The sequence below is a fragment of the Dialister sp. genome, from assembly GCF_047832375.1.
GTDB lineage: Bacteria > Bacillota > Negativicutes > Veillonellales > Dialisteraceae > Dialister.
Map to the genome: position 1 here is coordinate 1526676 of NZ_CP181256.1, position 26161 is coordinate 1552836.

General features: G+C 50.0%; 27 protein-coding genes. 3 read left to right on the plus strand and 24 right to left on the minus strand.

The features are described from left to right. Window positions 1–55: 55 nt before the first annotated feature. From hemL to ACFWUL_RS06175, 10 genes are all read right to left on the minus strand, one after another. On the minus strand, window positions 56–1354 hold the full coding sequence (gene hemL, locus ACFWUL_RS06130) for a glutamate-1-semialdehyde 2,1-aminomutase (protein WP_297022590.1): 1299 nt from the start codon (window positions 1352–1354) through the stop codon (window positions 56–58). Beyond that, window positions 1351–2337, minus strand: a complete 987-nt coding sequence (gene hemB, locus ACFWUL_RS06135) for a porphobilinogen synthase (protein ID WP_416176716.1) — start codon at window positions 2335–2337, stop codon at window positions 1351–1353. Before hemB ends, hemL begins: the two co-directional genes overlap by 4 nt. Further along, entirely contained in the window at window positions 2334–3854 is a 1521-nt protein-coding gene (cobA, locus tag ACFWUL_RS06140; protein WP_416176717.1) for a uroporphyrinogen-III C-methyltransferase, read from the minus strand. The genes hemB and cobA overlap by 4 nt, the downstream gene beginning before the upstream one ends. A 19-nt stretch (window positions 3855–3873) precedes the next feature. After that, a complete protein-coding gene (hemC, locus tag ACFWUL_RS06145) occupies window positions 3874–4803 on the minus strand; it encodes a hydroxymethylbilane synthase (RefSeq protein WP_416176718.1) in 930 nt (309 codons plus the stop codon). Beyond that, window positions 4793–6076 (minus strand): glutamyl-tRNA reductase, encoded by a 1284-nt coding sequence (gene hemA, locus ACFWUL_RS06150; protein WP_416176719.1) that lies wholly within the window; start codon window positions 6074–6076, stop codon window positions 4793–4795. Before hemA ends, hemC begins: the two co-directional genes overlap by 11 nt. Then, a complete protein-coding gene (locus ACFWUL_RS06155) occupies window positions 6045–6683 on the minus strand; it encodes a precorrin-2 dehydrogenase/sirohydrochlorin ferrochelatase family protein (protein ID WP_416176720.1) in 639 nt (212 codons plus the stop codon). Before ACFWUL_RS06155 ends, hemA begins: the two co-directional genes overlap by 32 nt. A gap of 325 nt (window positions 6684–7008) precedes the next feature. Then, complete coding sequence (locus ACFWUL_RS06160; RefSeq protein ID WP_416176721.1) at window positions 7009–7785, minus strand: ribonuclease HII; 777 nt, start codon at window positions 7783–7785, stop codon at window positions 7009–7011. Then, window positions 7782–8639, minus strand: a complete 858-nt coding sequence (ylqF, locus tag ACFWUL_RS06165) for a ribosome biogenesis GTPase YlqF (RefSeq protein WP_297022524.1) — start codon at window positions 8637–8639, stop codon at window positions 7782–7784. Before ylqF ends, ACFWUL_RS06160 begins: the two co-directional genes overlap by 4 nt. Before the next feature lie 151 nt (window positions 8640–8790). Beyond that, entirely contained in the window at window positions 8791–9783 is a 993-nt protein-coding gene (locus ACFWUL_RS06170) for an inorganic phosphate transporter (protein WP_416176722.1), read from the minus strand. Further along, window positions 9776–10402 (minus strand): DUF47 domain-containing protein, encoded by a 627-nt coding sequence (locus ACFWUL_RS06175; protein ID WP_416176723.1) that lies wholly within the window; start codon window positions 10400–10402, stop codon window positions 9776–9778. The genes ACFWUL_RS06170 and ACFWUL_RS06175 overlap by 8 nt, the downstream gene beginning before the upstream one ends. Before the next feature lie 454 nt (window positions 10403–10856). On the opposite strand from ACFWUL_RS06175, the gene rbr reads away from it, so the two are divergent. Then, window positions 10857–11429 carry a rubrerythrin gene (rbr, locus tag ACFWUL_RS06180; RefSeq protein ID WP_296096465.1) on the plus strand — a complete coding sequence of 191 codons (573 nt, stop codon included), beginning with the start codon at window positions 10857–10859 and terminating at the stop codon, window positions 11427–11429. Window positions 11430–11515: 86 nt separating this feature from the next. Here the strand turns inward: rbr and ACFWUL_RS06185 are convergent, their stop codons facing one another. After that, complete coding sequence (locus ACFWUL_RS06185) at window positions 11516–11683, minus strand: hypothetical protein (RefSeq protein ID WP_297041640.1); 168 nt, start codon at window positions 11681–11683, stop codon at window positions 11516–11518. 477 nt (window positions 11684–12160) lie between these two features. After that, window positions 12161–13126: a class II fructose-bisphosphatase gene (glpX, locus tag ACFWUL_RS06190; protein WP_416176724.1), complete on the minus strand. Its 966-nt coding sequence runs from the start codon at window positions 13124–13126 to the stop codon at window positions 12161–12163. A 331-nt stretch (window positions 13127–13457) separates the two neighbouring features. On the opposite strand from glpX, the gene ACFWUL_RS06195 reads away from it, so the two are divergent. Further along, the gene (locus tag ACFWUL_RS06195) at window positions 13458–14531 is read left to right on the plus strand and encodes an IS630 family transposase (protein WP_416176725.1); all 1074 of its coding nucleotides are present in this window, start codon (window positions 13458–13460) and stop codon (window positions 14529–14531) included. Here the strand turns inward: ACFWUL_RS06195 and ACFWUL_RS06200 are convergent. The 12 genes from ACFWUL_RS06200 to ACFWUL_RS06255 all read right to left on the minus strand — a co-directional run bounded on the left by ACFWUL_RS06200 (window position 14500) and on the right by ACFWUL_RS06255 (window position 24544). After that, window positions 14500–16146: an FAD-dependent oxidoreductase gene (locus tag ACFWUL_RS06200; protein ID WP_416176726.1), complete on the minus strand. Its 1647-nt coding sequence runs from the start codon at window positions 16144–16146 to the stop codon at window positions 14500–14502. The genes ACFWUL_RS06195 and ACFWUL_RS06200 overlap by 32 nt on opposite strands. Window positions 16147–16161: 15 nt before the next feature. Then, entirely contained in the window at window positions 16162–16725 is a 564-nt protein-coding gene (gene ahpC, locus ACFWUL_RS06205) for an alkyl hydroperoxide reductase subunit C (protein ID WP_297023569.1), read from the minus strand. Between the two features lie 500 nt (window positions 16726–17225). After that, a complete protein-coding gene (locus tag ACFWUL_RS06210; protein ID WP_296096535.1) occupies window positions 17226–17432 on the minus strand; it encodes a cold shock domain-containing protein in 207 nt (68 codons plus the stop codon). Between the two features lie 247 nt (window positions 17433–17679). After that, window positions 17680–18414, minus strand: coding sequence for an amino acid ABC transporter ATP-binding protein (locus ACFWUL_RS06215; protein ID WP_416176727.1), 735 nt, complete (start codon window positions 18412–18414; stop codon window positions 17680–17682). Between the two features lies 1 nt (window position 18415). Continuing rightward, the gene (locus ACFWUL_RS06220; RefSeq protein ID WP_297023562.1) at window positions 18416–19054 is read right to left on the minus strand and encodes an amino acid ABC transporter permease; all 639 of its coding nucleotides are present in this window, start codon (window positions 19052–19054) and stop codon (window positions 18416–18418) included. A gap of 569 nt (window positions 19055–19623) precedes the next feature. Next, window positions 19624–20448, minus strand: coding sequence for an energy transducer TonB (locus ACFWUL_RS06225; protein WP_297023560.1), 825 nt, complete (start codon window positions 20446–20448; stop codon window positions 19624–19626). A gap of 12 nt (window positions 20449–20460) precedes the next feature. Then, window positions 20461–20880 (minus strand): ExbD/TolR family protein, encoded by a 420-nt coding sequence (locus ACFWUL_RS06230; RefSeq protein ID WP_416176728.1) that lies wholly within the window; start codon window positions 20878–20880, stop codon window positions 20461–20463. Next, complete coding sequence (locus tag ACFWUL_RS06235; protein WP_297023555.1) at window positions 20877–21485, minus strand: MotA/TolQ/ExbB proton channel family protein; 609 nt, start codon at window positions 21483–21485, stop codon at window positions 20877–20879. Before ACFWUL_RS06235 ends, ACFWUL_RS06230 begins: the two co-directional genes overlap by 4 nt. A 404-nt stretch (window positions 21486–21889) precedes the next feature. Next, a complete protein-coding gene (locus tag ACFWUL_RS06240; protein WP_297023553.1) occupies window positions 21890–22231 on the minus strand; it encodes a hypothetical protein in 342 nt (113 codons plus the stop codon). Window positions 22232–22633: 402 nt separating this feature from the next. Then, window positions 22634–23317, minus strand: coding sequence for a RadC family protein (radC, locus tag ACFWUL_RS06245; RefSeq protein WP_297023551.1), 684 nt, complete (start codon window positions 23315–23317; stop codon window positions 22634–22636). A 361-nt stretch (window positions 23318–23678) separates the two neighbouring features. Further along, window positions 23679–23942, minus strand: coding sequence for a DUF4321 domain-containing protein (locus ACFWUL_RS06250; RefSeq protein ID WP_297023548.1), 264 nt, complete (start codon window positions 23940–23942; stop codon window positions 23679–23681). Between the two features lie 26 nt (window positions 23943–23968). After that, a complete protein-coding gene (locus ACFWUL_RS06255; RefSeq protein ID WP_297023546.1) occupies window positions 23969–24544 on the minus strand; it encodes a hypothetical protein in 576 nt (191 codons plus the stop codon). A gap of 105 nt (window positions 24545–24649) precedes the next feature. Here ACFWUL_RS06255 and ACFWUL_RS06260 point away from each other — a divergent pair, with 105 nt between their 5' ends. Further along, complete coding sequence (locus tag ACFWUL_RS06260) at window positions 24650–25813, plus strand: nucleotidyltransferase family protein (RefSeq protein ID WP_297023543.1); 1164 nt, start codon at window positions 24650–24652, stop codon at window positions 25811–25813. Window positions 25814–26161: the final 348 nt, after the last annotated feature.

A 26161-nucleotide genomic window follows, 5' to 3' on the forward strand; every position in this document is an offset into this window, starting at 1 on the left:
CCCATGACGAAGGAGGAATTCCCTCTTCTTAACTCTCAAATCCCAACTGTCTATTTTACGCTTTAGCTGCAGCTTCCATGGCTTTATCTGCCGCTTTGATGGTCTTTTCAATGTCTTCGTCGCTGTGGGCATAGGACATAAAGAGGGTCTCAAAAGGAGACGGAGCCAGATAAATATGCTGGTCCAGCATGGAAAGGAACCAGGCTTTGAACTGGTCCCTGTTGGCAGCACAGGCATCGCTGTAGTTCAGGACGTCCTTCTCGGAGAAGAAGATACCAAACATGGATCCCGACTGGTGGCAGACGAGGGGGACACCCTTCCGGTCAGCCGCTTCCTTCCAGCCCGCAAGAAGGGTCTTCGTCTTGTCTTCGAGAATTTTATCAAAGTCCGGAATAGCCATCATCTGTTTCAGGGTTTCGATGCCCGCAGTGACAGCCAAGGGGTTGCCGGAAAGGGTACCGGCCTGGTATACCGCCCCTTCCGGGGTGATGCAGTTCATGATTTCTTTCCGTCCGCCATAGGCCGCTGCCGGGAGGCCGCCGCCGATGATCTTGCCGAGGCAGGTCATGTCGGGATGGATATGGTACCGGGCCTGGGCACCATGGAAAGTGGTACGGAAGCCGCACATGACTTCATCAAAAATGAGGACAGTGCCATGTTTTTCCGTTTCCTTCCGAAGGGCTTCGAGGAACCCGGGAATCGGCGGTACGCAGCACATATTACCAGCCACCGGTTCTACGATGACTGCGGCGATTTCGTCGCCCTCTTCGTCCATGGTCTTCGTGAAGGCATCGATATCGTTATAGGGAACCACCACAGTATCCTGGGCTGTACCTTTTGTGACGCCAGCGCTGTCCGGACTGCCGAAGGTGGCAGCGCCGGAGCCTGCTTTCACGAGAAGACTGTCGCCATGGCCATGGTAGCACCCCTCAAATTTCAGGATTTTATCCCGGCCGGTGTAGCCACGGGCTGCCCGAAGGGCGCTCATAGTGGCTTCAGTGCCGGAGTTCACCATCCGCATTTTTTCTATGGACGGGTACACTTCATGAATGAGTTTTGCGATTTCCGTTTCCATGAGAGTAGGCGCGCCGTAGCTGGTGCTCCGCTCTGCCGCTTTCTGGATGGCTTTGATCACTTCAGGATGGGCGTGGCCCAGGACCATGGGGCCCCAGGAGCCTACGTAGTCGATGTAGGTATTGCCATCGATATCGGTAATATGGGACCCATGGGCTTCCCGGATAAAGGGAGGCGGACATCCCATATGGGGATAGGACCGGACCGGGCTGTTTACGCCGCCGGGCATGTATTTCTTTGCTTCTTCAAAGGCCGCTTTGGATTTGGAAAGGTCGATCATTTGCCCTGTTCCTCCCTGATCCATTTCGCCACTTCCGGTGCGAAGTAGGAAATGATAATATCAGCGCCCGCCCGTTTCATGCAGAGCAGGGATTCCATGACGATTCTCTTTTCATCAATCCAGCCTTTGGCTGCAGCTGCCTTGATCATGGAATATTCGCCGGATACGTTGTATGTCGCTACGGGGCGGTTAATATGGTCCCGTACCTGACGGACGATATCGAGGTAAGCCAGGGCCGGTTTTACCATGATAATGTCGGCTCCTTCAGCCAGATCCAAGTCTACTTCCTTCATGGCTTCCCGGCTGTTTGCCGGATCCATCTGATAACCCCGACGGTCGCCAAACTGGGGTGCCGAATTTGCGGCATCACGGAAGGGGCCATAGTAACCGGAGGCATATTTCACGGCATAGGACATGATGGAAACATTCTGGAAGCCATTATCATCCAGAGTTTCCCGGATTTTGGCCACACGGCCGTCCATCATATCGGAAGGAGCCACCATGTCGGCGCCGGCTTCCGCCTGGGACAGAGCCACTTTGGCCAGGAGTTCCAGAGTGGGGTCGTTATCCACTTCATGGTCTTTCAGCTTGCCGCAGTGGCCGCTGTTTGTGTACTGGCAGAGGCATACGTCCCCTACAATAACCAGGTCCGGTACTGCTTCTTTAATGGCTTTGATGGCCCGCTGTACAGGGCTAGTCATATCCCAGGCAGAAGAACCGATATCGTCTTTGTATTCCGGAAGGCCGAAAACTTCTACCGCCGGAATGCCCAGTTTATAAATTTCTTCCGCCACTTTGACGGCGTTGTCCACAGACAGGTGGTACTGTCCGGGCATACTGGGGATTTCTTCCTTTACGTTCGTGCCGGGCACCACGAAGATAGGATAAACGAAATCATTGATTTCCAGGGAATTTTCTCTCACCATGGAACGGATGGCTTCCGTTCTTCTGAGACGTCTTGGACGAAGGGTATTCAGTTTCATTTCTTCTCGACTCCTTTTTCAATCGCATTGACAAGGCCATCTATCGTATAGATTTCAGAAATGATGGATGGTTCCAATTTATATTTCCGGCATGTATCGGCAGTAATAGGTCCGATGCAGGCCAGCGTAATGCCTTCCAGCAGCTCTGTCCGTCCGCCGATCTGGTCCATAAGGTTGTAGACGGTGGAGGAAGAGGTAAATGTGATGATGTCAGCACCATGGCTTGTGAGGACTTTCAAAAGCTTTTCCCGGCTTTCTTCGTCAGGAACAGTCTGGTACGCTTCCACCACGTCCACCGTGCATCCCCGGGCCCGAAGGCCTTCGGGAAGGACGCTTCTAGCAACTTTCGCCCTGGGGATAAGGATTCTTTCATTTCCCAAGAGGGATGGTTCCATCACTGCCAGAAGATTCTCAGCCTTGTACTTTTCCGGCACCGCATCGGCATGGATACCATGGGCTTTCAGCTGCCGTGCCGTAGCGGGCCCGATGGCACCTATTTTTGCATGGCCCAGAGCTCTTGTATCCAATCCCTTTTCATAGAGACGGTTAAAGAAAGAGTCCACCCCATTCTGGCTGGTAAAGAGCACCCAGTCATAGGAGGAAAGATTGGTGAGGGCCCTGTCCATTCCCCAGTAATCGTCAGAGGGCTTCCTGATGGAAATGGTAGGGATTTCAATGGTTTCCGCGCCCTTTTCATTCAGCACGTCCACGAGGCGGGATGCCTGGCTTCTGGACCGGGTGACAATGACCCGTTTCCCAAAGAGGGGCCGATTATCGAACCAACGCATGTCTTTCCGGAGGTTCACCACGTCCCCTACGATAAATACGGCCGGCGGCTTAATCCCCAGCCGTTCCACGTCATTGGCCGCTTCGCCAAGGGTGGTGGTCCAGGTCTGCTGGTAGGGTCTTGTCCCCCACCGAACAAAAGCCGCAGGGGTATCCTTGCTTCTTCCGTACTTCATAAGCTGGGAAGCAATCAAGGCCGTATGGCCTACACCCATGAGGAAAATCAGGGTATCCACGCCGCCGGCCAGCTTGTCCCAGTGAATGGAAGATTCATCCTTCGTAGGATCCTCATGGCCGGTGATGACGGCAAAGGACGCCGCCACTTTCCGGTGGGTCACAGGAATTCCTGCATAGGCTGGTGCCACAATGGCGCTGGTCACGCCGGGCACTTCCTCAAAGGGCACACCTGCTTCTTTCAGCACTTCAATTTCCTCACCGCCCCGGCCGAAAACGAAGGGATCTCCCCCCTTCAGGCGGGCCACGATGTGCCCTTCTTTTCCTTTTTCCGCCAGAATGCGGCTGATTTCCTGCTGCCTCATGGTATGGCAGCCCGCTTTTTTCCCTACATAAATGTATTCTGCATCGGGTCTCATGAAGCGGAGAATTCTCTTGTCCGCCAGGTAGTCCCCTACCACCACGTCCGCTTCTTCCAGGCACCGTTTCCCTTTGAGTGTCAGAAGTTCCGGATCTCCGGGGCCTGCCCCGATGAGGTATACTTTCCCTTGTTTCATGTTAATCTCCTCAAATTACTTAGATTTTTGACAGTTTCTCCAGGATTTCCCGGCCCCCTTCGTCAAGGAGCTTTTCAGCGATTCCTGTGCCTGCCTCTTCCGCCTTCGCTGCGGTACCATCGGCTTCGCCGCGGTAGAGCTTCTTTCCGTCCGGAGAGGCGATAAAGGCTTCCACATGGAGTACCCCATCCCCTTTGGGCACGGCGTAAATACCGGCAGGTACCTTGCAGTCTCCGCCCACTTTGGCCAGGAAGGCCCGCTCCGAACGGATGCAGGATGCCACGTCTTCATCATGGAGGAAGGAGAGAAGCTCCAGTGTTTCCCTATCATCGGTCCTAGCTTCCACCGCCATCACTCCCTGCCCTGCCGCCGGAATGCTGTCTTCCGTGGAAATATAGGATGTAATGCGGTCCGCCAGACCGAGCCGTTTCAGCCCTGCCGCAGCCAGGATTACCGCATCGAACTGTCCTTCATCCAGGTGACGGAGCCGTGTCTGCACATTGCCTCGGAGAGTCCCAATTTCAAGGTCGCCTCTCCAGTGAAGAAGCTGGGCCTGCCGGCGAAGACTCGATGTGCCTACCCTGGCATGGGGCGGCAGTTCTTCCAGGGATTTGTACTTATTGGAAACGAAGGCATCCCTTGGATCTTCCCGGGCCGTGACAGCGGCGATGGTAAGTCCATCGGGGCACTGGGCTGTCATATCCTTAAGGGAGTGGACGGCGATATCTGCCTTTCCCTCCAGAAGGATCACTTCCAGTTCTTTGATGAACAGTCCCTTGCCCCCAATTTCCACGAGGGGCCGGTCCAGGATCTGGTCTCCCTTCGTTGTCACCGGCAGAAGTTCAACAGTAAGGCCAGGATACTTCTCTTTCAGTCTGTTTTCTACATAATGGGCCTGCCAGAGAGCCAGAAGGCTTTCCCTGGTGGCAATGGTAATTTTATTTTTCAAGCTGCTGCCCCTTTCTTACGTCCAGTTTGAAGAGCCGGGCCACGGCGGACTTGTCCTCCGACTCCCATTCGGTACCGGCGTATTCATTGAGGTGCATCATCGGTTCCCGGAGAATTTTCCGAACGATCATATGGGTCATATGGGAGAGAACCTTCTTGTCCTCCTCCGTAAGTCCTTCGATTTTCGCCAGGCCGTGGCGGAGTTCCCTTTCCCGGATGGCTTCGGCCTTATCGGAGAGAGATACCATGACAGGCCGGGTGGAAAGATATTTGAAACGGTCTTCGATGGAATCGATTTCTTCCTGAACAATGACCTCTGCCCGCTCTGCCTCTTCCTTCCGGAGGCGAATGTTGTTGGCCACGATTTCCTGGAGGTCATCAAGGTTATAGAGTGTCACATTCCGGATATCCCGGACTTCCGGTTCAATATCGCAGGGCACGGCGATATCAATGGCCACGAGAGGTCTTGTATTGCGGCGCATCATAAGATTCCGCACATCCCAGGCCTTCACAATATACTGGGACGCACCGGTGGCGGTGACAATGATATCCACATCGTCTGCATGGGTGAGGGCGCTCTTGAAGGGCACCGCCTCGCCGCCGATAGTCTTTGCCAGGGCTTCCGCTTTGTCCATGTGGCGGTTCGCTACTTTCACATTCTTAAGTCCTTTACCCTGCAGATTCTTCACCAGAAGCTCTGCCGCTTCGCCGGCACCGAAAACCATGGCTGTCCTGTCTTCCAGGCCCCCAAGAATTTTTTCTGCCAGTTTCACAGCTGCGTAGCTTACGGAAACGGCGCTGTAGGAAATCCGGGTTTCCGTGCGCACCCGTTTCCCCGTAGTAATAGCCCGGTGGAACAGGGTATTCAGAATGGTTTTCGTCGCCTTTTCAGAAAGGGCCATTGTGTAAGCGGTCTTGATCTGGTTCAGGATCTGGCTCTCACCAATAACCATGGAGTCCAGCCCCGAAGCCACCTCAAAGAGATGGCGGATGCAGGCTTCTCCCTCAAAATAGAAGAACCATTCTTTCTTTGCCCCGCTGTTGCCGGAAAGGGCAAGGAAGAATTCTTCTAGTGTCTTCTTTGCGGAACCATCTTTCAGTACCGCGTAAATTTCTGTTCTGTTGCAGGTGGAAAGCACCACAGCCTCCTCGATGCCCTCCTGTTCATCCAGGTGGCGGAGACCGCTCCTCGCGCTTTCTTCTGAAATAGCAAACTGTTCCCGGATATCTACGGAAACGGTTTTATGGTTCAGCCCCAATACAACCAGTTGCATGACGTACACACTCCTCTGCTTCGTCTAATTTCCCTGAAAGCACCAGATTCATGATCCGGTCGCTGAATACGGTGTGCCAGAAATCCTCCCTGGCACGGCTGTCTTTTAATTTTTCTTTTAATTCCAGGCGGATATCCCCCACCCGGTCCAGCCACACACCAAAAGAAGGGGGAATCTGGCCGGCGAGCCAGTTCTTTACGTACTTCGCCATGGCCGGTGATCGGCCATTGGTGGATACGGCAAAGCGGATTCCTCCCGTTTCAAAAGTGGCAGGCAGAAAACAATTTCCCAATTCCGGAAAATCTGCGCTGTTATATAAAAATGTGGAGTCCAGTGATTCCCGGTGTACCATCTCTGCCACCTCACGGCTGCCGGAAGCGGTCACCACAAAATGGTATCCTTTGGCATCTCCTGCTTCATAGAAGGCTTTCTTCCAGGAAATCCGCTTCTCCTGCCACAGTGCCACAAGTTCTTTACAGATTTCCGGAGCCAGCACCGTCACACGGGCCTGCTGGTCTACCAGCTTTTTCACCTTCCTGAGCGCCACATGGCCGCCGCCGATAATAAGACAGGATACGCCATCCATTCTGAGATTGACCGGGTACAAAAAGGAATCACCTTCCTGAGGGATAAAAAATAAAATAGTATAAATCTTTTGCCACAACTAAAATTGTATCACCATGAGAGGTGTATGACAACAAAAGGGGCCCGCTGAAATGGAATTTCTAATATGTAGCAAATAGTATATCATTTATAAACTTATATTGATGTAACAATTTGATATCCATTGTTTGGGGATATGTAGCGGAGCGTCATGCAAACGGGCAGGGGCTTCTAACTTCCAACTGTTTGCAGCCAGCAGCTAAACGTCCTCACGCTTTCACAAGTCATCCGGTCACACGATCGGCCACACGAGTGCCGCTGACTTCCCCTCAGTTACTGTCATCATCCCCCAACACCATACTCTTCACGGGCTCGAAACTCTTCCTGTGAATGGGCGTAATACCCAGTTTTCTGAGGGCTTCTATATGTTCTGCCGTACCGTAGCCCTTGTTTCTGGCAAATCCATAGCCCGGGTACTGCTTATCGTATTCATCCATCCGATGGTCACGATGTACCTTGGCCACAATAGATGCCGCTGCAACAGATGCGCTTCTGGCATCGCCGTGAATGAGGGAAACCGTGGGAAACGGAAAATGAAGGGGCATGGCATCCACGATGACCGCCTGGGGCTGAACTTTCAGGTTCTTCACCGCCCGGTACATGGCCATCATGGTGGCCTGGTAAATGTTATAATCATCAATTTCAGCCGGTGAGAGGCTCACAATGGATACATCTACCGCTTCTTTCAGAATTTTTTCGGAAAGGACTTCCCGATGCTCCGGCGTCACTTTCTTCGAATCATTAAGCCCCGGTGCAAACCAGTGGGGCTTCAGGATGACTGCCGCCACCGTTACCGGTCCTGCCAGGGGACCTCTCCCCACTTCATCAATACCGGCAATAAGGTTGATTCCTTTTTTATAAAAGCTGCTCTCCACTTCATACATGGACTCCACCCGAAGCCGCTCCCTGCTCTCCCTTTCCAATCGTTTCATGTAGGAAGAAAGGAGCTGCTGCACTCCTTTCCGGGAATCCGCCATGATTTCTTTTAGTATCTCTTCCGGCACTTCATCCTGTTTCAGGAGAGCCCGAATTTCAGAAACCGTCATGGTTCCTCCTTCGGCAGGGGGTCCAGGGTAATCCGTCCCAGTTTGCCGCTCCGAAAATCCCGGAGCACCGCCATTTCTGCCCGGTCGTAGTCAATGGCTCCTCCGGGAAGGAGGCATCCCCGCCGGCGTCCGGCGTCTTCCAGCAACAGCTGGGGATCCCGGCTGACGTCTTCAATGCCATAGACATCCTTGAGCACCTGGGGCGCTGTCTCCGCAAGAGAAGATAGAAGTACAGGCACCACTTCATCAGGGTTGAAAACATCTCCTGCAATGGCACCGGTAGCTGCCAGCCTGAGGGCCGCTGTCTGGTCGTCAAATTTCGGCCACAGCACCCCCGGCGTATCGAGAAGGTCCAGACCATCAGAAAGCCGCACCCACTGCTTGCCCCTCGTATGACCCGGAGTATTGGCAGTGCGGGTGGAAGCCTTGCCTGCCAGGAAATTGATGAGAGATGACTTACCTACGTTCGGAATACCAAGAATCATAAGGCGTACAGAACGGTTCTTCAATCCCCGCTTCCGCCATTTGGAAAGGATGGGTTCCGCTGTCTCCCGAATCAGGGAAAGGAGCCGTTTCTTATTCTTTCCATTGCCCACAGTCATGGGCACCACGGAAATTCCTTTCTTTTTGTAGTAAGAAATCCAGAGATCCGTCTCCCGGGGATCCGCCAGATCCGCCTTGTTCAGAATCACAATCCGGGGCTTTCCTTTCACCAGTTTCTCCACCATGGGGTTCGCACTGGACTGGGGAATACGGGCATCCAGAAGCTCCGCCACCACATCCACCGCCTTCAGGTGGTCTTCTATCATCCGTTTCGTTTTTGTCATATGGCCAGGAAACCATTGAATCAGCATAGTACACCTCCCGTATGCCCTTTGGGGCATACTGTTTCAATATTAATCCTATTTTATCATAGGGATAGAAGATTTTAAATATTTTTAAAGCCGACTATCGGAGCGCAAAAAAGAACCGGAAAGCATGATTTTTCCGGTCCTCTCCTATTTCTTACAATACATGTTTAATAATTAGATAAATAAGCGCTCCCACAGCTGCAGTACAGGGAATAGTCATAATCCAGGCCGACACCATCTGATAGGCCACACTCCAGTGAACCGCACGAAAACGAGTAGCCCAACCTACCCCCATTATGGATCCCGTCACCACATGGGTGGTGGATACGGGAAGATGAAGCATGGTGGCGCTGAAAATAGTAATGGCTGAATTCAGATCGGCCGCCAATCCATTCACCGGCTGCATGCGAAAAATCTTATTTCCAACGGTACGGATAATCCGCCAGCCGCCGACGGATGTGCCAAAACACATGGCACAGGCACAGGCAACTTTGACTTCCCAGGGTACTTCCAACTGTCCAATATAACCGCCGGAAAGAAGGGCCAGGGTAATGATACCCATAGATTTTTGGGCATCATTAGAACCATGGGAGAAAGCCATGAGCGCCGCCGATACCATCTGGATATGGGTGGCCACATAATTCACCCGGGACTTTCCCACATTTCGAAAAGCGATATAGAGGATTGTCATGATGATATAGCCCGTAATCAGTGCGCACACCGGTGACAGCACAAGACCGATAACAATGGTCAGCACGCCGGCAAGATGAATGGCTCCGGTTCCATAAGAAATAATGACCGCCCCGATAACCCCGCCAATGAGGGCATGGGAAGAACTGGAGGGCAGGCAGATGCGCCAGGTAAAAAGATTCCAAATGATAGCGGAAGCCAGAGCCGCAGAAAGGACTACAGAATCAACCATATGGGGAGATGTAACGATTTCGCCGCCGATAGTCTTGGCAACTCCTGTGGAAATCATAGTACCCACGAAATTCAAAATGGCTGACATGATAATGGCTACTTTTGGGCTCAAGGCTTGGGTAGCCACGCATGTGGCAATGGCATTGGCCGTATCATGGAAACCGTTAATAAAGTCGAAGCACAGTGCCAGAACGATGACAATTCCAATAATGTACGTATCAGGCATACTTCATGACCACCTCTTTAATCAGGTTCCCTACCTTTTCTGCCCGGTTGGCCGTATCTTCCATAGCTTCCATGATTTCCTTCCACCGGATAATTTCCATCACCTCATGGGTACCATCGAAAAGGTCAGAAATGGCGTTTCTGTAAATTTCATCTCCTTCACTTTCCAGAGCATTAATCTTCCTCGTACGCTCTGCAATTTCCGTTTCGTTTTTATCGATATCCTTCAGCAGACGGAAAAGGACAATCATTTCTGAAGACATTTCTACCAGAATGTCCGCCATCCGCAGAGGAAGTTTTGAACCGATACCAGCATGGTAAAGCTTCAGGCTCATCACCACATCCTGGATATCATCTACGCAGTCATCCAGGGACGTGGTAAGAAGGAAAAAATCTTCTCGATCAATAGGAGTAATGAAAACATGACGCATTTTAGCAGAAATATCATGGGTGACTTTATCCGCTGAATGTTCCAGGTTTTTAACTTCCTTCGTATACCGCTCCAGTTTGGCCGGGTCCTGTAGTACTTCTCTGGCCATTACAGTACCCTTGTGGAAATACTCCGCATTGGTAACAAGAAAATCAAAAAACCCTTCATGCTTGTTGACAAGACTGAACATGGTGCCCTCCATAAAAAACGAACCGTTACGTCTATGTTACCCTATGAGTGTAAAATGTTTGTAAAGATTGTAGGAGAAAGATAAAAAAATTCATTCTTTGTAATCCTCTGTCATATATATTATGCGGTATTTTAAAATATTTTGAAATAGTGATTTTCCATTATATTTTTATGAGAGAAAATGACTGGATATCCAGCTATAGTGAGCCTGCCCACAAACTGGAAATGGGGCTATCCTGCGTTATTTCCTGCATTAAATTGCAGAATTTCGGTATATATTATTATTGCTGAAAATCGTCTAAAATATTTCAGTAGACTTGCCTACAAATTTTAGGAATAATGTTAGAAATCTCATGATTTGACTTTTTTAATTAATACATCTATACTTAAAGTGTGCGGCAGGTCACACAATAAAATGCATGATTATCCTGCTGGTTTAAAAGGAGGATTTTATTATGGATGAAGCAAAAGTATTAGAAGAAATGAAAAGACTGAAAGGCACACAGACTGAAAAGAACCTGCGTGCTGCTTATGCCGGTGAATCCCAGGCCCATGTAAAATACAACCTCTTCGCCAACGAAGCGGAAAAGGATCCGGAATGTTCCCGTCAGATTGCTGATATCTTCCGGGAAACAGCAAACAATGAAAGAGCCCATGCCAAGATCTGGTTCTGGCTGGTCGGTGACCTGAAGAAAACCACTGCTGAACATCTGAAGATGGCTGCAGAAGGCGAACATGGCGAATGGACTTCCATGTATCCTGCATTTGCAGAAACCGCTAAAAAGGAAGGTTTCCCGCAGATTGCATTCCTCTTCTCCAAGGTCGGCGAAATTGAAAAATCCCATGAAGCAAGATATAAACTGCTCCTGGCTAATGTAGAAAACGGACAGGTCTTCAAGAAGGGCGAAAAGAAACTGTGGATGTGCGCTAACTGCGGCTACACCGTAGAATCCGTAGAAGCTCCGCAGGAATGCCCGGTATGCGGCCATCCAAGAAGCTTCTTCGCCATCAAGGCTGAGAACTATTAATTATTCTATAGGATCGAGTAGGAGGCGGGCATCGGCCCGCCGACCTCTCACACCACCGTACGTACCGTTCGGTATACGGCGGTTCCTTAGTTTTCGCATTCCTGCTTATGCAAGTCTGCGATGATGTTGTTGTTTTCAGCAATCCTCACATGGATGGGCACTCCGGCATATCCTTGCTGTTCCGCAGCTGCTTTCTGCCAGTAGTCTTCTTTCTGAAGTTGTCTGCCTTTAAGCCCATGGTTGGTTACTTTCATTGACTAACATCTCCTAAAGTTCGGTCCTTCCCAGATGCCCATGAGCCATCTGGTACTATGGCCTCTGCTGACTTCTCACGGCAAATCTTATTTCAACCACAGCACAGCCCAGTAAATACAGCCTTATTCTGCTGTGTCCGTGAGACCTCCCCAGGTAAGAACGTATTCTTTCTCTCCATCTATCCGCCACATCTACTCTACAGGATTCCGTACAGCTATGGGACTTCAGTTTGTTTGGCAACCTTATCCACCCTGTATTAGCCTTATGTGGTTCTTGTACATCGGACCGGAGATTTGCCTGCACCTTCCTTCAGATTCCACCTCACGATGGACACCCTTGGTGTTCAGCTATGACCTTCCCGCTGTCGGGTAGTCTTGGGACTTTCACCCTTGAGAATACGCCCATGCTGGGCGCACCAATAAAAAACTGTGAGCAGCAAAAAGCAGCTCACAGCCTTTTTATCATTCAATCTGCATTTACCACATACGGACAGCCGGTTTCGGATTGCCGAAGCGATGGATGGTTTCAATGAAACGAACTGTGCCGGTCTTGTAACGGAGTACAAGGGTACTTGTTCTTGCACCGCCACCAAAGTAACGGACACCTCTCAGCATAGCGCAGTCGGTAATGGCTGTTTCAGAGAAAATGCAATCATCCCCTTTTACGAGATCATCGAGAGTAAGCACTTTATTAGGATCGTCAATTCCCATCTTATGGAGTCTCTCAATTTCCTCTTCCGTATGGGGAAGGAGCTTGGCCTGCATATCACCGCCAAGGCACTTGAGGCCTACGGCAGAAAGCACTCCTTCCGGAGCGCCGCCGGAGCCAAGAACCATATGAATACCGCTGCCCTGAATGCCGCAGTCGATAGATGGGACCACATCACCGTCAGTAATGAGGCGGATACGGGCACCAGCAGCTCTGGCTTCGCGGATAATCTTTTCATGTCTTTCACGGTCAAGGATAACAACGGTGAGATCAGAAACTTCACGGTCCATGGCATCGGCTACATTCTTCAGGTTTTCTGTAACCGAAGCATTGATATCAATGCGGCCCTTTGCCCGGGGACCTACGCAAATTTTCTGCATATACATATCCGGTGCATGAAGCAGGCAACCCTTTGGAGCAATGGCAAGAACAGCAATGGCCCCGTTCTGGCCTTTCGCTACCAGATTTGTTCCTTCCACAGGGTCCACGGCGATATCTACTTCTTCTCCACCGGCACCTACATGTTCACCGATATAAAGCATAGGAGCCTCATCGATTTCTCCTTCACCTATAACTACGGTACCGGAAACCGGAGTCTTGGCAAACTGTTCATGCATGCCATCAACGGCAGCCTGGTCAGCCCCTTCCTTATCCCCAATGCCCATGAGGCGACCGCTCCGAAGGGCAGCCTGTTCTGTAATTCTTACAAATTCCATAGAAAGTTGTCTGTTCATTGTATGCCTCCACAATAGTATACTTTCTCTTTCACAGTTGTTTTTATTGTATCACATTTAAAGAGAAAATGGAGTATACATTTTTAAAAAATTGGGAAAACAACGAGTTTATACTACAATTTCGCCGGCAGGTCAAAAGGGACAGGACATCCAGAAATTGAAAAAAGCCAAAAGTGCCGCAACACATTTGTTAAGCAGCGCTTCTGGCCATTCTCCTTAATTTTTATTTTTCTAGTGTCTAATTTCATAAATAATAGATTGTATTGCCGGACACAGCAAATAATGGTATACTTATTCCAGATAAATGCAAATTGCAGGGGGGGATAACGTTATGCCAAAAGTTGCTAAGCAAATACGCTGCTCCGAAAGCGAACGCATAGAACTGCATAAAATCGTAAACTCTCAAAAAACAGAGCATCGCATTGTAAGACGTGCAAAAATGGTTCTTCTATGTCTTGATGGAATGCAAATCAAGGATATCGCGGCTAAGTTGGGGGAACGCCCCAATACCGTTAGCCTTTGGCGGAATCGTTTCGCTGAACAGGGCATCCCTGGACTACAGGATAAGAAAAGGCGGGGCCGTACTGCTCAATATGGACCGGAATTCCGCGAAATGGTGTTAAATAAGCTGAAGGAAGCGCCTCCAGACGGGCTAGCACACTGGGATGGTCCTACACTGGCAAGAGTTCTGAATGTCTCAAAGGCTGCCATTTGGCGACTTATGAGAAAGGAAGGAATACAGCTGGCAAGGCAGCGTTCCTGGTGTGTCAGTACTGATCCGGAGTTTACTAAAAAGTCTGCTGATATCGTGGGACTTTACTTGAACCCGCCAGAGAATGCTGTCGTAATCAGCGTTGATGAGAAACCATCGATACAGGCCTTAAGTAGAGCCCAAGGATATGTACTTACTCATAACAAGAAAATTGTGCGCGGGTTGAAAAGCACATATCGGAGGAATGGAACAATAAATTTATTCGGTGCACTGGAGGTAGCTACCGGACAAATTTATGGAAAGACAACAAAGAGAAAAACCAGAGAGGACTTTGAAGAATTTTTAGATGACTTATTGAAAAGTGAGCCGGGTGGAGACAAAGTGCAATATCATATTATTGTCGATAATTACTGCACGCACAAGCGCTTAAACGACTGGCTGGAAAAGCATCCTAATGTCCATTTTCATTACACACCAACGTCAGCAAGCTGGCTGAATGAAGTGGAAATATGGTTTAACATTATGTCGCGAAAAGTGCTCCGAGGGGCAAGTTTTGACTCTGTTTCGGATCTTGTGTCAGCGATTAAAAAGTTTATTGCTGCCTACAATGAGCATGCAGAACCGTTCCGCTGGAAAAAACGTGAGGTCAAGGGTTCGCAACTTAGGGATACAATCGGAAACTTACGAAATTAGACACTAGTATATCCAGAAGCTCCGCCACCCCTTTTTTTCCGAAGTGGACATCACTGTCGTTCACGATGAAGCAGGGTACACTCATGATATTGTATTTCTGCTGGAGCTCCGGATAGTGGGCGAGGTCGTAGACGTCTACGGTGATATTGGGATTGTCTGCTGCAATCCGTTCTGCCGCCGCCACCAGGTCCGGGCACATGGTGCAGGACAGGGACACGGCGATAGTGACCTGTTTCCTTTCGGAAATGGATTCGATCCGTTTCTGCATGTCCTCCCCCACGTCCTGTCCGGGACCGGCGGTATTGTAAAGGGCAAGGATGAAGGAATTGAATTCATGGCCCCCGGGAACGCCGTGGAAGTAAAGGCCCGCTTCTTTTCCATCGGGCCCCAGGATGGAGATGGTATGTTCCTTTCCCGCCGGAGCGTCCATAATTTCATAGGATACTTTGTCCGACAGGGAAGCCAGTTCCTTCAGGAGCTTTTCATTTTCCCAGGACAGTTCCGTATCATCCCTGTAGAGCCGGAGAGTAATGGGCCTTTCGAACCGGTCCAGCACCGGCTTCAGGGCCTGCCTCGTTTCCGTATCCAGGAAGGCGCTGTCATCAGCTTCGCCCACTGGTGCCTTTGGTTCTTCCTTCTTTTCTACTTTCTTCACGTAGGTCCGTTTCAGGTTCAGTTTCCTGTACTGGCTGCCCAGATATTTTTCCAGGGATGTAGCCGCCACGGCGCCATCGGAAACGGCAGTCACCACCTGCCGGAGGTTTTTGACGCAGATGTCGCCGGCCGCATAGACGCCATCAATATTTGTCTTCTGGTCCCGGTCCGTGATGACATAGCCCTGGGGATCCAGGTCCACCTGGCCCTTGATAAGCCCGTTTTCCGGTGCATAACCTACGAAAACGAAGACGCCGTAGAAATCACCGTCAGAAGCCTGATACTCCGTACTTTTCCCGGTTTTCCGGTCCTTCAGCACCACCCGGCGGACGGCGCTGTCCCCTTCCACCTTTTCTACGATGGTATGATAGAGGATTTTTACGTGGGGATTTTCCTTCAGTTCCTCCACAGCGGCGGAATTGATAGAGAAATCGTCTCCCCGAATGACCATGATGATTTCCTTGCCGTACCGGGTGAGGAAAAGTCCCTCCTCCACCGCTGCGTAGCCGCCGCCAATGACGAAGATGGAACGGTTCGTGAAGAATTCACCATCACAGGTAGCGCAGTAGGCTACGCCGTGGCCTTTGTATTCTTCTTCCCCCGCAAAACCCGCCAGCCTTGGATGGGCGCCGCCGGCATAGACGATGCCCAGGGCCTTGAAATCGCCCCGGCTGGTGTGGACGGTCTTGTAGTCCCCTTCCAGCTCCAGGCCCGTCACGTCGGCCGTCAGGAACTGAGCGCCGAAGTTCTGCGCCTGTTTGACCATGGTAGAAGTCAATGCTTCTCCGGTGGTATTCAAGATGCCCGGATAGTTCACCACTTCCGAGGTAATGGTGATCTGGCCGCCCATCTTTTCTTTTTCAATGACCAGTACATGAAACCGCGCCCTTGCCATATAAATAGCGGCGGAGAGCCCTGCCGGTCCTCCGCCTACTATTATGGCATCATACGTTTTTTCCATGATGCCTCCTGTGTATTATAATTTGCCAACCAGGTCAAAGGATGGTTTCAGGGTCTTTTCACCGGGATGCCATTTGGCCGGGCAAACTTCATCGCCGTGTTCATAAACGAATTGGGCTGCTTCTACCTTGCGGAGCAGTTCGTCCGCATTGCGTCCGATGTTGCCTGCGCTCACTTCATAGAGCACCACTTCCCCCTTCGGATTGATGACGAAGGTGCCTCTTTCGGTAACGCCGTCAGAAGCGATGTAAATGTCCAGATCCTTGGACAGGGCAGCGGTGGGATCGCCGATCATGGGGAACTGTACCTTGCCGATCCGTTCGGAAGATTCATGCCAAGCTTTGTGAACATAATGGGTATCACAGGATACGGAGTAGATTTCGCATCCGATTTTCTTGAATTCGTCGTATTTATTCTGGAGATCTTCCAGTTCCGTGGGGCATACAAAGGTGAAGTCTGCCGGATAGAAGAATAGAACACTCCACTTGCCGATGAGGTCCTTATCGCTTACATCGATGAAATCACCGTTCTGGTATGCTTTGACATGGAATTCGCTGATTTTCTTACCGTTTAAAGACATAATAGTTTCCTCCTTGGAAATAAAATATATGAACTGTCCGCTTCGCGACTACATTTATGAGTGGCGAAGCATATTTAACTTTCTGAAAGTATTATACCATCTATATCTGCAAATTTCAATATAGTTTTGAAAAAATTGAGATAAAAAATAGGACTGGTAAATTTCACTTACGAAGCAAAAATCAAAATTCTCAAAAGGGCTGCTGACCTCAAAAACAGATAAGAGTAGGAGAAACATACCATGTAAAATCTGCCTGTCATTACTAAACGGATAACCTGACAGTACCACAGGGTTCCCAGTAACAACGTAAATGTTAAGCACAGTTGTCATCTGCCAACAAAAGCCAAATAAAAAACAATCCTGCACAACTTCCCTGTACCATATTGTGTTTGTACATAATTTCCATTAAAAAGAATGTCTTCCACCAACTGAAAAAGGAAGGCATTAAATGCCTTCCTTTCCAGATTCAGAAACTTACGCTATATAGCTTCAGTAAGTGATCAGCCTTCAACTTTTACGTTAGCAGCCTGGGGTCCTCTTGCGCCATCAATGATGTCGAAATCAACCTTCTGGCCTTCATTCAGTGTCTTGAAGCCATCAGCCTGGATAGCGGAGAAATGAACGAAAACATCGCCGCCTTCTTCTCTTTCAATAAAGCCGTAGCCTTTTTCTGCACTGAACCACTTAACTGTACCTTTCATGGAAATTCCTCCTAAAAAAATTACTACCATGCCCCGATTGGGCACAGATTTACAATACCATAAATCTATGATTGCGTCAACCAAAATATAGAGAAATACGCAAAATTGAAGAAGTTTTGGACATCCCTTTCTGACAGGCACCTCGATTATGCAGCAATGCATAAATATACAACTTGATATTGCGATTGAGAAAAGCAAGTCTGTATGATTTAATAATTCATACTTTAAAAGAGACCAATCCAATATTTCTGTCTTACAATACCTGGGACAGAAACAGCTTTGTTCTTTCTTCTTTCGTATGATTGAAGACTTCGTCCGGTGTCCCCTGTTCCACGATAAGGCCGCCATCGATGAAGAGGACCCGGTCACCCACTTCCTTGGCAAATCCCATTTCATGGGTTACTACCACCATGGTCATTCCTTCTTCCGCCACTTCTTTCATGACGTCCAGTACTTCATGAACCATTTCCGGATCCAGGGCCGATGTGGGTTCATCGAAAAGAAGAGCCTTCGGTTTCATGGCAAGGGCCCGGGCAATAGCCACGCGCTGCTGCTGGCCGCCGGAGAGCTGTGCGGGCTTGTAATCCGCCTTGTCTTCCAGGCCCACCTTCTGCAGGAGGTGCATGCCCCGGTCATAGGCTTCTTTTTTCGTAATCTTTCTGACCTTCATAGGAGCCAGCATAATATTCTGGATTACCGTCATATGGAGGAACAGGTTGAACCGCTGGAATACCATGCCCACTTCGGTCCTCACTTCATTGATATTCTTTTCTCCGTTCACCGGTGTCCCGTCAAAAATAACGGATCCGCTGGTTGGCTGTTCCAGTCCGTTAATGCAGCGAAGGAGGGTACTCTTACCGGAGCCGGAAGGTCCGATGATAACTACCACTTCTTTTTCCTTCACCTTCACATTGATATCTTTCAGCACCGTAAGGTCGCCAAATTTTTTCCCTACGTGATTGATTTCTATTAAATATTTATCTGCCATATTATTTCTTCTCCAGCCAAGCTACTACACGGGAAATTGCCAGCGTCATAATGAGATACAGGATAGCAACGGTTGTCCAGATTTCGAAGGATCCATAGGTCTGGGCAATAATGAGCTGTCCTCTTCTGGTCAGTTCTTCGAAACCAATGACAGAAACCAGGGAAGAATCCTTCAGCATGGCAATGAATTCATTGCCCAGTGGCGGAAGGATATTCCGAACTGCCTGGGGAAGAATGATATAGTACATAGTCTGCCACCAGGAAAGACCCAGGGACCGGCCCGCTTCCATCTGGCCCACATCAATGGCCTGGATACCGGCGCGGAAAATTTCAGAGACATAAGCGCCACTGTTGATACCGCAGGCAGCGACGGCCGCCACAAATGGCTCTACCCGCTGTCCCGTCACAATTGGAAGGGCAAAGTAAATGAGGAAAATCTGGACCAAAAGTGGGGTGCCGCGGATGCAGTCTGCATAGATGGTCGCAATGATACGCAGGATCTTCACCTGGCAGATACGGGCAATCCCGACAAAAAGACCAATCAAAAAGCCTATAGCCACGCTGACGGCAGTGATTTCAATGGTAACCCCCGCCCCCACCAGCAGCATAGGCAGGGCATGTTCAATCAGTTCAAAATTCATCAGACAAACTCCTTACATTATTACCAGTCTATTTTTGAATATACTTGAATAATTATACTAACTTGCAGGGAGCGAGTCAATAGGAAGAGAGTGAGCGGTCTATAGTTCCCATGCCTATGGATAGAGCTAAGGTTAAAAGTGGCTGAAGGTTGATGCCTGCAGCAAGGTGGCTTAGGTGGAACGGGCTTTTCCCGTAGGGAAGGTGCGGCTCACAATTCATAGGGCGCCATAATTTCTGTATACCGTCAGCATGCGGCCCTCTTGAGAAAGGGCGCAGCGAAGCCGCAGGATGGATGGGCAATCGTAAACAGCTGATTATCTGAAAATCTGCTGCCCACCTTCTGCTTCGCAGACTCCGGAATCATCTCCTGCCTTTGGGTCTGACTCCATCTCCAAGGGGCACGGGTTTAACAGATTTCCTCAAGAAAAAGTACTAAACGATAACCATATGAAAAAGAAGATACTTCCTGTATTCGAAAGTACCTTCTTTCAACCGAACTTTCAGTTACTGAGTTCGAAAGCACCGGCAGCAAAGCCGATGAGCCTCAATTCAAAACTCAATTCTATCCTTAATGCAGGTTAAACGTCACCGGCACCCTTGAGTTAGCTGTAATGGCTGTCCCATTCTGTTTTGCCGGAACGAAGCGCCATCCGTAGACCGCATTCACCGCGGCGCTGTCCAGGGTACTATTGCCGGAGGAGCTTTCTACCCAGGCACTGGAGACGGATCCGTCGGTACTGATGGTCATTCCCACCACTGTGGTGCCGGATATACCGGCCCGGCGGGCGGATTCCGGATAGGCCGGCGCCGGTGCCGACAGAAGCTGGGGGCCACTCGTTTCTCCGCCTCCGCCGCCATCACCGGACCCATCCCCATTTCCACTTCCATAGCCGCTGCCGTTACCGCCGCCGCTGCCGCTTCCACTTCCGGGACCATTTCCGCTTCCGTCACCGGTTCCTGTGCCGCTGCCATTACCGCCGCCGCTGCCGCTTCCACTTCCGCCGCCGGAACCGGAACTATCACTATCGGAAGAAGAGGTACTGCTGGAAGACGTATCTGTTGATGACGCAGTTTCAGCCGGTTTCTGCGCTATATCATGGACATCGTTTTCTGCCTGTTCATCAGCCTCCTGGGGAGGAGGTGGCGGGAGTGTAGGCGTTGCTTTGGCTTCATGAATCTTCGGAAGTTCTTCTTCCTTCGCCTCAGCAGCACCACCACCGCCTCCACCACCACCGCCTCCTACATCGGCAACGAGGTCCACTTCGATAGGTTCCCGGTTCGGCTGGGGTGGTGGGAAGAGAAGAATGAGCGCCGCTGCTGCACCCAGAAGGACGCCATGGCACAGCAGGGACCAGCCGAAAGCGGTAGGCCATTGGTACTTAGAGGTACGCATGACACCACCTCATCAGTTGTCGGAACCGGTCTTAGATTCTGTGGCTATACCGATCTTGCTGATACCCACAGACTTCAACTGGTCCAGGACAAATACGAAATCGCCGTGTTCCGACTTGGAATCAGCCCGAAGAACGATGGCCAGGTTCGGGTTCCGGTTCTTTTCGATTTCCATGCGCCTCTGGAAATCTTCTTTGGAAATCTTTTCTTTTTCCACATAAATCGTGCCGTCCGACGTAATACTGATGGGAAGGGTCTGTTCCACATTCACCTTTGCCGTTGCCGTCTGGGGCAGGTTCAGGTTAATTGATTTCTGCACCACCATGGAAAGCATGCTCATCATGAAGAAAACGAGAAGGAAGAAAATGATATCGATCATAGGGATAATCATGATCTTCGGCTTTTTCTCCACATTCATCGGTTCCAGTTTCATTCTTTATCCGCCTCTACAATTGCCAGATAGAGGGAGCCCAGTTTTTCCATCTGGGAAACGAAATTGCTCACCTGCTGGGACAGGTAGGTATAGGCAATAAGAGAAATAATGGCCACAAAAAGACCGGTAGCTGTGCAAACCAGTGCTTCCGCCACGCCGCCTGTCACCGCAAAGGGCTGGCCATTGGAAACGGAAAGCACATTGAAGGAACCGATCATGCCGATGACCGTGCCGAGAAGCCCCATGAGAGGGGACAGGGTCACGATGACGTCCAGGTAATTCAGATAATTTTTCAGGAGTCCCGCAGCATGGGAAGCGGCCCCTTCAATAATGGAAGTCTGGCTGGCTTTCATGTTCAGGTGTTCTACGCCCGCCAGAATGACAGAAGCCGGAATACCGCCATCTTTCTTGAGCAGTTCCTTTAACCCCTCCAGGTCTCCGGCCCGCAGGTACTCAGGAATATTTTTCGCCAGCATTTCCACATCAGACCGGTTAGCATGGTAGAACCGGAATCGTTCAATAAAAATAGCTACTACAATAATAGATGCAAGAATCAGCGGATACATCATAAACCCGCCGGCCCGGAACAAATGAAGGAAATCCATCAGAAAAGCCTCCTGAAAAATAAAATTTCTGAGATTCTTTATTAATCTCTAACCAATACATACTAAGATTATCATTTTTATAGTTTCCCGTCAAATCTAATATTTTGTTCATTATCTTGTAAGTAAATTGGCAGTCACCCCTGTGAATGGGGCTAAAGGTTGTGGGTGAACGTTGCATCACCCGTTCAGTGGGTCCGCCGCCTGTAACGGCCCATGCACCTCACGCCACCGCTTCCACGAGCGCAGCGATATGGAAGCCACAACCCGGTCGGACCAGCACAGCGCCGCCCGGCCTGCCACCTTTTACAAGCCATCTATACTAATGTGGCAAAACCGCATCCATCCTCCCCTTCAGGCACAAAAAAACTGCAGAGCCTCAGTTCCGCAGTTTTTTTATAATTCAATCAGTATCCGTTCACTTCACTGACCACCCGGAAGTTGTCCACATTGAAAGACTTGCAGATGGCATTGAAGAAAGGTCCATAGAGCATGGTACGGAACATTTCAGACCTGGTAATCAGGAGAAGCCGTCCTTCATCATAGATGATACGGTTCAGACCATTATTTACATATTTTTCGAAATCCTTGTCCGCCATTTCCTTCTGCAGCTTTTCCAAGGCTTCCCGTTCCGGTCCTTCCTGGTACTCCGGCCGTTCCATGATAGGAATGAAGCGAATCTCATAAATTTTGGAGGTATATCCTTTGGACTCTGCGGAATATCTCTTACCTTTTTCCATTTCTTCCATCAATAAACACCTGTCCTTTACAGTGAATTTTTACCGTATACTATTATATCATTTTACGAAGGGTCATGCAGGGAAAACCGGTGTCCTTCGGACAGGACTTATGATATCCGAGTCATAGCCATAGGGATGTATGGGGCTAAAGGTTATGGGTGAACGTCGCTCCACTCGTTCGCCGGGGGCATAAGGTTCAATTGTCACCTTCGGCAACAAAAACATGAGCCGCCATAGGCGGCGTTACAAAAGTTTTCCCCTTCCAATTAAGCGCAGCGTCCCACCCGGTTGGCAAGCGTTAGCGATGCCAACCCACAACCCGGTTTGGCAAGCGCAGCGTAGCCCAATCCACAACCCTTACGAACCTTACAATCCCCGGGACCACGAACTCGACTACATGCCACAGCCACCCTAAATAATCCCCCTCTCATGGAGGCTGACAAAGGTCCCATCCCCTATAATGACATGATCCAGAACCTGCATATCCAGAAGCCTGGCACCGGCGGCAAATGTTTTTGTTACTTCGATATCTTCCTTGGACGGTTCCGGATAACCGGACGGATGGTTATGTAAAAGAATCATGCCATAGGCCTTGAAGCGAATGCCCCACTTCATGGCTTCCTTGATATCCACCGGCGCTGCATTCAGATTTCCCTTCGAAATCTCCTGGTATCCAAGAAGCCGGTTCTTCACATTCAGATAGGACACCACGAAATGCTCCTGGTTTTCGTGGCGCAGTTTTTCCATGAAAAAAGCGGCCACCTTATCGGGAGCACTGAAACTCACCAACTTCCTCCTGCTGCACAAGAGGGAAAGCCGGCGTCCAAGTTCCACTGCTGCACAGATGGTCACCGCTTTGTCCGGTCCTATTCCTTTGATATCGATGAGATCCCGCCAGTTTAAATCTTCATAGCCATTAATGCCGGAACTTGATTCCAGCATATCCACCACTTCTTTTGCCAGTTCCATGACAGAATGTCCCTGCCTGCCAGTTCGAAGAAGGATAGCCACCAGATCTGTATTACTGGCCAGCTGGGGGGATATGGCAAATCGTTCTCTCGGCTTATCTTCGTGACGCATTTCCTTAATGAGCATAGTGTTCACCTCAAGGTTGGAATCAGGGAAGGAATGGAAAGGGTGTTAAGTTATAATTGTGGTGATATATTCATGCTGCAAGTATCGAAAAGTGACTGATGGGGAACGCCTGCGGCGAAGTGGCTCAGGGGGAACGCCTGCGGCATAGGGAGGGAAGGAAGCGGCGCACAAATCATAGAGCGCCGTAGAATATTTATTGGTGGTCTCTGCTACTGAATATATAATTTGTGCCGCCATATAATTTTGACGCGGCACATCTCCCCCACGGGCGAAGCCCGTTACCCCTCAGCCACTTCGCCGTCAGGCGTTACCCATCAGCCACCTCTTACAGAATGGCAAGAGACTAAACACCCCATTGGGCTCAAAACTTTTTATACAGCCAAAAAGCAATCAGGATACCGATGATACTGATAAGATTCGGCGCGAAACGGATGCCGAAGTGGAGCTGGAGGATGCCCAGATTCAGAGTGATATCCTTCAGGTCAAAAATTTCAAAGGTCCTGGTGAAATATGGCATGAGACCTACAAAATTGACTCCCTCCAGCAGCTGTCCCAGGATGCCGCCAATGAGGGCGCCGGCCGCCAGAAAAAGGAGTAAAGGGAGAAATCCCTTGGAAAAACGCATATAAAGACTCCTATAGATTTTACTTTTTAAAATTCACTGCCCAGGGCAATCTTTCCGCCTACCCGGTCAGCCAGGGCTTTCCCGGTTTCATCATTCGTACGATACTGGTAAATGACACGCCATACCGTATTTTTCTGGGTAAAGATATATTCCTGCACCGTAAGGTCAGTCTTACGTCCTTTCGAGGATTCGGTCAGTGTGAATATCAGTTCCGTTCCTTTGATATCACCGGAGGTAAAAGATTTCTTTTCGGATTTCAGGTTGGAAATGGCGGAATCCTTTTTCAGCACCTCTTCCGCTTCTGCCGCAAGCTTTGTCTCATTCACCTCATCGGAAACCCGGTTGCCGGTAACAATAATCTGCAGATGGGCATTATGGCCCTCCGCATTTACCTTCGACACATCCCGGGCCCCCAGGTCCACCTGTTTCCCATTGGAAACCAGCTCGAAGGGGGTTGAAATAGTAATGGTTTCATTATCACAGTGAATGCGATTCTTTCCAAAAGGGAACTGGTCATCCAGGCTATTGCCGCATCCCGCCAAAAGAAGAGTCCCAAGGAGGAGCCCAGCCGATAATGCAAGTTTCGTTTTTTTATAATTCATAGCTCAACACTTTCTTTGGAGTTTATTTTTCTCATTATACCATAAGAAGGATTGCTATGATAAAATAAAAAAAATTAAACGGTAATACAGGGAGAAATACAGAAAATGACAAATAAAATTGCAGGTATCGTTGCGGAATGGAATCCATTTCACCGGGGCCATGAGACAATGATTGAAGAGCTGAAGGAGAACAACCCGGATGTGGCCATTTTTAGTGTCATGAGCGGCTCCTTTGTTCAGCGGGGGGAACCGGCCCTTTTTGACCCCTGGACTAGGGCAAAGTGGGCCGCAGCGGCCGGCGCAGATGCGGTGTTTGAACTGCCGGTACTTGCGTCCCTCCAGAGTGCGGACCGCTTTGCCGAAGAAGGAGCCCGTCTTCTTTACTTTCTGGGCTGCGGAGCCATCTATTTCGGCACTGAATCCCTGGAGGCCGAAGAACTGGAAGAAGCAGCGTCCTACGGCCTCACGGAGGCATGGACCGACTCGCTTCACCAATTTTTGAAGGAAGGCCTTTCCTACGCCCAGGCTTCGGCAAAGGCTATGGAAATCCACTCTCCCCATCTGGCAAAGGAGCTCACGAAGCCCAATAACCTTCTTGGGTATCGCTATGCCACCGCCATTCTCGCCCGTCACTGGCCTCTGGCCATCCATGTGTACCACAGGGACATGGAAAACAATATTTCCGCCACCACCGCCAGAAAAGAGCTTCTGGAAAACGGATCCACTTCCCTGCTGCCAATGGAGGCTTCCGAAGAGGCAAAGGGGCTCATGGAGCAGGGAAACTTCACCGATTTCCATCGCTACGAGGAAGCCTGCCTCCTCGCCTCCCGCCTCATGGATGAAAAAGCGCTCTCTGCCACCGGCCTTTTTACAGAAGGCCTCGAACATAAATGGTTCCGGGAATCCCAGCGAATTTCCTATAAGGACATGGTAGACCATATCAAAAGTAAAAGATACCTCTACAGCCGGCTCAAACGAGTCGGTGCCCAGCTTCTCATCGGCGGTACCGGCCCCTCCCCCTTTATGGCCCATGAAATTCCATCCTATGCCAGGCTCCTCGCCCTCAGGAGAGAAAAAAGCCGCCTTTTGAATGATATTTCCATTCCTCTCATCACTTCCATGGCCAAAGCATTGCGGACCCTGCCCCCGGCCATCACTGCATCTCTCCTTCTGGACATCCGGGCCAGCGACATCCGCTCCTGGTGCCTCCACGGAGAGAAATACCGGCAGGCAAGACAGGAGTTCTACCGGTCGCCGGTCGTCCTCTAATGTTTGGCAGAATGTGGGATCAATTCTATGGATGGTTCGTAAAGGTTGTGGGTGAACATCGCTTCCGCTCGTTCACAAGGTGGTAGGTGCTTCGCACTGGGGCATAAGGTGGAATCGCCGCCTCTGGCGGTCCATGAACCTTACGCCCCTGCATCGCCAAGGCGCCCGCCTTGGCATGCAGCCACAACCCGGTTGGGCCAGCGCAGCGCCGCCCGACCTACAATCCTTATGAACCATTCAACCATTTGGAACTTTCCGCGTTCTCACCATCCATAATTTTTCCCTTTACTTTACCCCGCTAATCCTTTATCATTTATAAATATATAACATTACAAAATAGATTCGACC